The organism is Paraburkholderia sp. BR10954 (assembly GCF_040965775.1).
GTDB classification, from domain to species: Bacteria; Pseudomonadota; Gammaproteobacteria; order Burkholderiales; family Burkholderiaceae; genus Paraburkholderia; species Paraburkholderia youngii.
Map to the genome: position 1 here is coordinate 1 of NZ_JBFRCK010000109.1, position 5,772 is coordinate 5,772.

At 59.0% G+C, this 5,772-nt stretch carries 4 protein-coding genes and 5 pseudogenes; 5 read left to right on the top strand and 4 right to left on the bottom strand.

Annotated features, from left to right (window positions below; all coding sequences use genetic code 11):
- Positions 1-386: 386 nt before the first annotated feature.
- The 3 genes and pseudogenes from AB4Y34_RS40665 to AB4Y34_RS40675 all read left to right on the top strand — a co-directional run.
- Positions 387-431, top strand: a pseudogene (locus AB4Y34_RS40665) (hypothetical protein); the annotation flags it as partial.
- A 196-nt stretch (positions 432-627) separates the two neighbouring features.
- Positions 628-1,209, top strand: a complete 582-nt coding sequence (locus tag AB4Y34_RS40670; protein WP_368719189.1) for an ATP-binding domain-containing protein — start codon at positions 628-630, stop codon at positions 1,207-1,209.
- Positions 1,210-1,798: 589 nt separating this feature from the next.
- The gene (locus AB4Y34_RS40675; protein WP_176370056.1) at positions 1,799-2,140 is read left to right on the top strand and encodes a hypothetical protein; all 342 of its coding nucleotides are present in this window, start codon (positions 1,799-1,801) and stop codon (positions 2,138-2,140) included.
- Here AB4Y34_RS40675 and AB4Y34_RS40680 read toward each other — a convergent pair.
- The 4 genes and pseudogenes from AB4Y34_RS40680 to AB4Y34_RS40695 form a co-directional block, all read right to left on the bottom strand.
- Positions 2,133-2,621, bottom strand: a pseudogene (locus AB4Y34_RS40680) (DDE-type integrase/transposase/recombinase); the annotation flags it as partial. The gene AB4Y34_RS40675 and the pseudogene AB4Y34_RS40680 sit on opposite strands and share 8 nt — an antisense overlap.
- Positions 2,622-2,697: 76 nt before the next feature.
- Positions 2,698-2,997, bottom strand: coding sequence for a group II intron maturase-specific domain-containing protein (locus AB4Y34_RS40685; RefSeq protein WP_255215369.1), 300 nt, complete (start codon positions 2,995-2,997; stop codon positions 2,698-2,700).
- 5 nt (positions 2,998-3,002) lie between these two features.
- Positions 3,003-3,845 carry a group II intron reverse transcriptase/maturase gene (ltrA, locus tag AB4Y34_RS40690; RefSeq protein ID WP_368719190.1) on the bottom strand — a complete coding sequence of 281 codons (843 nt, stop codon included), beginning with the start codon at positions 3,843-3,845 and terminating at the stop codon, positions 3,003-3,005.
- Positions 3,846-4,533: 688 nt separating this feature from the next.
- Positions 4,534-4,707, bottom strand: a pseudogene (locus AB4Y34_RS40695) (IS6 family transposase); the annotation flags it as partial.
- A gap of 73 nt (positions 4,708-4,780) precedes the next feature.
- Here AB4Y34_RS40695 and AB4Y34_RS40700 point away from each other — a divergent pair.
- Positions 4,781-5,236: pseudogene (locus AB4Y34_RS40700) on the top strand (transposase); the annotation flags it as partial.
- Positions 5,184-5,772, top strand: a pseudogene (locus AB4Y34_RS40705) (IS21 family transposase); the annotation flags it as partial. The pseudogenes AB4Y34_RS40700 and AB4Y34_RS40705, both read left to right, overlap by 53 nt.

Below are 5,772 nucleotides of genomic sequence, written 5' to 3' on the forward strand. Positions count from 1 at the left end.
ACGCCAGCGCGCCCACATCAACGCCTTCTGGCTCTCGCTGTAGTAGATCCGGCGCCTCTGTTTCATTTGCAACACTCCCGCTGCTCATGCGACGTTCATTGTGTTGCATCGACCGGTTGAATCCGCCTGGCAGATTCTGCCGTTCGGCTGACGACACGCCGAACGCGCTTCACGTTCCGGCCGACGAGAAAATCGACGCGAAAGCGGCCGATTGGTTGCAAGACGGATTGCGTCCGTATGTCGGGCGTCTGTGGAGTGAGAGCATCGATCCCCGCGGCCGCAGTGCGATTATTCCTGACGTCTACCTGAAGGTCTGGGCGCAAACGGACCCGTGCATAGAATCTGATTTCATCCTGTTCGATGAGGCACAGGATAGCGACGGAGTGATGCTGTGGCTCCTTGATCGACAACGGCACGCGCAAATCGTCTTCGTTGGCGATCCATATCAACAGATATATGAATGGCGTGGTGCAGTTAACGCAATGGCGCAGACAAATGCACCCGAATACGCCCTGACAGAGTCGTTCCGTGTCGGTCCCGCGATTGCCTCGCTGGCCAGTCGGCTGCTGGCTTTGATGGGCGAGCAAACACCCGTTCGCGGCCAGGAAGCGATCGGCTCGATCGAGGTTGAAGACCCCGTCTGTTTCACCACCCGTCGATGCCATCCTATGTCGCAAGAATGTGTCAGCGATCTGGCATCTTGCCGCAGGGGTAGAGGCAGGCCACAGACCGTCGATCCGCATGAGTTCAGCGGAAATCGTCGCGGATGCGGACGGTGCCGATGCACTGCTCGAGGGACGTCGTGCTTTCAGGCCTGCAGCGTTTTCCCTGTTTGAGACATGGAAGGACGCGCAGTCTTTCGCTCGCAGTGTGGCTGGTGCGGATCTGCTGCCGATCGTGCGAATTGTGGACGAGCTGGGAAAAGGTTATCTGCGCTCGTTGGCGCAACGGATAGCGCCCGAGACAGATTCCGACTACGTTATCTCAACCGTGCACAGATCCAAGGGTCTCGAATGGAAGCGGGTCAAGGTCGTCAATGATTTCCTGTTCAAGTACGTCGACGGCCGTCTGGCGGTCGAGGACGACCAACTGCGACTACTTTACGTCGCCTTCACACGCGCGCAGCACTTGCTGGATGTCTCGGATCTTCGCGAAGAACTTTTGCGGCTGCTTGCATCGCGACACAGTCCCCTATCGCCCTCGCGGTAGATCAGTGCGTCTCGGACGGGCTCTGCGGAATAAGCTCATAATCAACGAAGCCAATTCTGACCCGGTAGCGGCGCGGCTGACCGGGTCGGGTGACCGTCTCCGTAGCGGCGGTATCGCGAAAAATGGAGCCCACTGTCACGACGTGATCCCCTGGCTCAATGTACAGACGAACCTGCTGTGACGGGCGCAACTCCGCCGCGACGCGGCCGTCAACCTTAATTCGCGCGCTGCCCCCTGAGCCCAGGCTCCCGCTGTCGCGCGTCACGATGATCTCAGTCGTCGCGGTCGCACTGGCGCGAATGCCGGGCTCGATACCTGCTCGGCTTCATTGTCTGAAATGGGTTGTGTCGCGCAGCCCGCGAGAAAAACGACTATGCAGCCTACTATGACGGCTTTCATGTTGGTCTTATCCGTTGTTATCAGTGGGTTAATCGTGGAAGGAGTATCGTTCCCCGTAGGGAGAATTAAAACACCCGGACGGCGACGCCGCGTCGATATTCCCTGACTTGAGCCCGCCATGTTGGGTCGCAATCGGACAGTTAGGCAGGAATCGGCCTTGCTGGTCCTAGTCTCATCATTGGAGGTCGGAATGACTTACGGAAAACCAGACGAACTCCTTCGGTTGATCATCGGAAACCGTCCTCTGCCGAAAAACGACCTGGGTCACAACGCGCTGGATGACTTCGACCATTTCTGCGCCTACAGCGGCTGCGATCCGAACGACGCGTGGGCGAAGCTCGCCTATGTGACTGCGAGCCTGAGCCAGCGCCGCAAGTCGGTCAGTCCCCTCGACGAAGAGATGCAGAAGCAATGCGCTGACATTGCCATGCTGCTCAGGGAGCATTCTCCCGGCACCACGGCAGGGCTTTGTCAAGTTGACGAACGTAGACTGTACGCGTACCCGGTAACAGTAGTTATCCTTATTAAATAGCCTTACCGATTGAGGCAGTTCCAGTCCAACCGTACCATGTGGCGAAGCGTTCCTGGAGCGCGGCACGGTGACTTGCCGCTTTCATTCGATGTCTGGGTAAAGCAAAGTGCTGCCGGATCGGGCCGAACCGTGAGAGAAACGCCTGAGCGCGACGCGCATCGCGAAAGCCGAGCATCTGGCGTTTGCGTCTGCGGGTCGGCTGGTGGCTATTCTCGGCGCGGTTATTCACGCGCGCAACCGCCTTGACGAAAACGTGCTTCACGTGAGCGAGCTCTGGAATCTCGGACTTCGCTGCCGGATAGCTGCGTAGCTGGTCAGTGACGATCCTGCGCGGCACCGGGTTTGATCGCAGCACTCGCTGGAAGAAGCGCTTGGCTACGGCCTTGTCGCGTCGTTTTTGCACCAGACCGTCGAGTTCAGTGCCATGCTCATCGACCGCGCGCCACAACAGATACGGCTCCCCGCGCAGCGTCACGAACAGGTAAGTAGGCCCGGGGGATTTCACCCCGAGCCTCTCGCAGAACCGTGCGTAAACCTCTCGATTTACACGGCTCCCGTTATCCAACCTTTACTCCCAGAAACTGCCAGTGCACAAACTGTCGTCGGTACGCCTCCCTCATCTTGTGCAACCACTCGTCGCTACGACGTTTATGCCGTCGTAGTGTTTTGTACTTGCACTGGGCCCAGCGTGCGAGCTTGCGGTCCAGATACCGACCGAGCCCCTGCATGGCAGTCCGATAGAAAGCCCCGTAATAGTTCCACCAGCTTCGTATCGTGGGATTGCATTGATCGGCCAGTTCGACCAGTGACCTGAACGTCTGACGAGGTAGCCGCCACCCCCGCACTGTCTGTCTCATCCGTTTCAGGGCACATCACGACTCACGCCGGGCAGGAAGCTCGTTGAGAGTTGCCCAGACCGGGTCATCACCCTTCGCGGACGAAACTGGAAACCCAGAAATGTGAAGGTCACATTCGGGTAGGCTTGAGTACGGCTTCGGTCCTTGCAATACACGATGCTTGACTTTTCAGGATGCATCTCCAACCCACATTCCGCCAGCCGCGAGGCAATGGCATGCATGACCTCCTGCGCCTGCGCCTCGCTGCTGCAATGGACCACCGCATCATCGGCATGACGCGCAAAGGGACATTGCGGGAAGTGGCGCTGCATCCATGTGTCAAGCGCATAGTGCATGAACAGATTCATCAGCATCGGGCTGACCACTCCGCCCTGAGGTGTACCACGCACCCTCGGCAATCTCGTTCCGTCCGCAGTCTCAAACAGCGCAGTCAGCCACCGCTCGATATACAGCAGGATCCAGTCCGCCTTGATGTGCCTACGCACCGCCTTGAGCAGGAGGCCATGATCAATCTGATCGAATGCCGCCTTGATGTCAAACTCAACAACCCAGTCGTATTTCCAACAGCGCCCAGGGGTTACCGCAACTGCATGTTTCGCCGACCTCCCAGGCCGGTACCCATAGGAATCTTCATGGAATATCGGCTCGATCATGAGCTTGACAACCGTCTGGGCCAATCGATCTGACACGGTGGGCACGCGCAGCTTTCTGGTACCGCCCTTGGCTTTCGGTATCTCAACCTGCTTCACCGGTGGCGGGAAATACGAGCCCGACGCCATCCGGTTCCACAACTTGTACAGATTGCCCGACAGGTTCTGCTCGAACATGGCGATCGTTTCATCGTCCACGCCTGCAGCACCCCGTTGGCCCTCACCAGCTGATACGCTTCCCACACCGTGCGCTTCGCAATGCAATAGGTTTTGTTGATGTCACGTCACTCATCCCCGCAAAGCAGGTTGGCGACTTTCGTCAACGGGATAACGCTACCCCTTCGCTCCACCGTCATTACAACGGCTTCAACACTACTACGGGCAGCTCCGCCCCTCACTGTGGCATCGGTATTCTTCCTCATGGTGTCTGCCACTTGTCATTTCCCTTTACATCCACAGCAAGCTTCTCACGTTCCATACCGAAGCCTGTGTTGAGCTCATGCCGCCTTTACGCCGGCTGCCGTCAGGTCCATAAGCAGGCCCCCTCCTGACTGATCCCGGAGCGACGAGATGGCCCCGGTTTTGATAGCGCTTTAACATCTTAACGACGCATCATCGAACGGTTTGCTTGCGCTCATCTTCTCAACACGTACCTGCCATCCTTCATGGATGACTTTTCCGCGGTCGCTCACCACCGCGCCTTTTGAACGCAGCAGCACCGGGCGGTTTGGAGCCTGTTCCTGCAAGCCGACTCCGGGAGGCCAACTCCCATCTTCCGTACAGCACCACAAGCTTTCGCTTGTGTTCGTGACACACTCTCATCCAGATGCCATGTGTTGCCCCGCTTGCGCCGCGCCGTCTTTGCACGCTGGGCGAATTCAGCGCCGAACTTGTCGCACCAGCAACGGATTGTTTCGTACCTGACGACGACACCACGCTCGAGCAACAACTCCTCGATATCGCGCAGGCTCAGGCTGAACCGGAAATACCAGCGAACCGCGCAGCTGATGACGATGGCAGGGAAGCGGTGACCGTGATAAAGCGACTTTCTTTTCTTAATCGCTTCATTCTACCCCCGCTCCTGCGTCAACCTGACAGAGCCCCAGTGTCGCCAGCCCCGGGGGGGCTAGGAAACCGGCCCCATCCCGACAGACCGGGGAAAGCTCGGGTCGAAACGGCACATCGTTGTAGACGCGCGCAGCATTCCACTGGCCATCACGGTCACGGGCGCCAACCGACACGACTCGATGGCATTCGAGCCCACGCTCGATGCCATTCCGGCAGTCTCGGGTCTGAATGGCCAGCCCCGCAAACCCCCGGGCAAGTTGCATGCGGACAAGGGCTATGACTTTGCCCGCTGTCGGCGTTTGCGTATTTCGGATGAACGTGACCGGCCGTTTCGGGATCGTGACCGGCGATTTCGGCAACGTGACCGGTTATTTCGGGAACGTGACCGAGCGGACCGGATGGCTGGATTGGCGTTGCGCATGACATCAACCACGCGGGCTATGCTCGCCGGCTTTGGCCGGAGAAAGCATGCCCGCGCACCGGATGAACATGCGCATGATCAAGGACGTTTTACGACTTAAATTCGACGGCGGTTTCTCCCACGATCGGATCGCCGCGTCGCTGGGCATTTCCAAGGGCGTGGTCACGAAGTACGTCGGACTGGCTGGCGCCGCCGGGCTGGACTGGGCAAGTGCCTGTGACATGGACGAAGGCGAGCTCGAGCGGCGGCTTCTCGGCAAGCCAACGGGGCCCGCAGCCTACGCCCAGCCCGACTACGGGCGCATCCATCAGGAGCTACGTCGCAAGGGCATGACGCTGACCTTGCTGTGGGAGGAATACCAGGCTGAGTTCGCGGACCGGCAGACCTACCGCTATACGCAGTTCTGTGGGCACTACAAGGCGTTCACGAAACGCCTGAAGCGCTCGATGCGTCAGATTCACCGCGCCGGCGAGAAGCTGTTTGTCGACTTCGCCGGCCCCACGTTGCCGCTGACGACTGGACGCCGCGCGCACATCTTCGTAGCGGCTATGGGCGCATCGAGTTACACGTTCGCATGTGCGACGCCGGCCGAGACGATGGAGGACTGGCTGGGCGGCATTGCTCGCGCGCTGACCT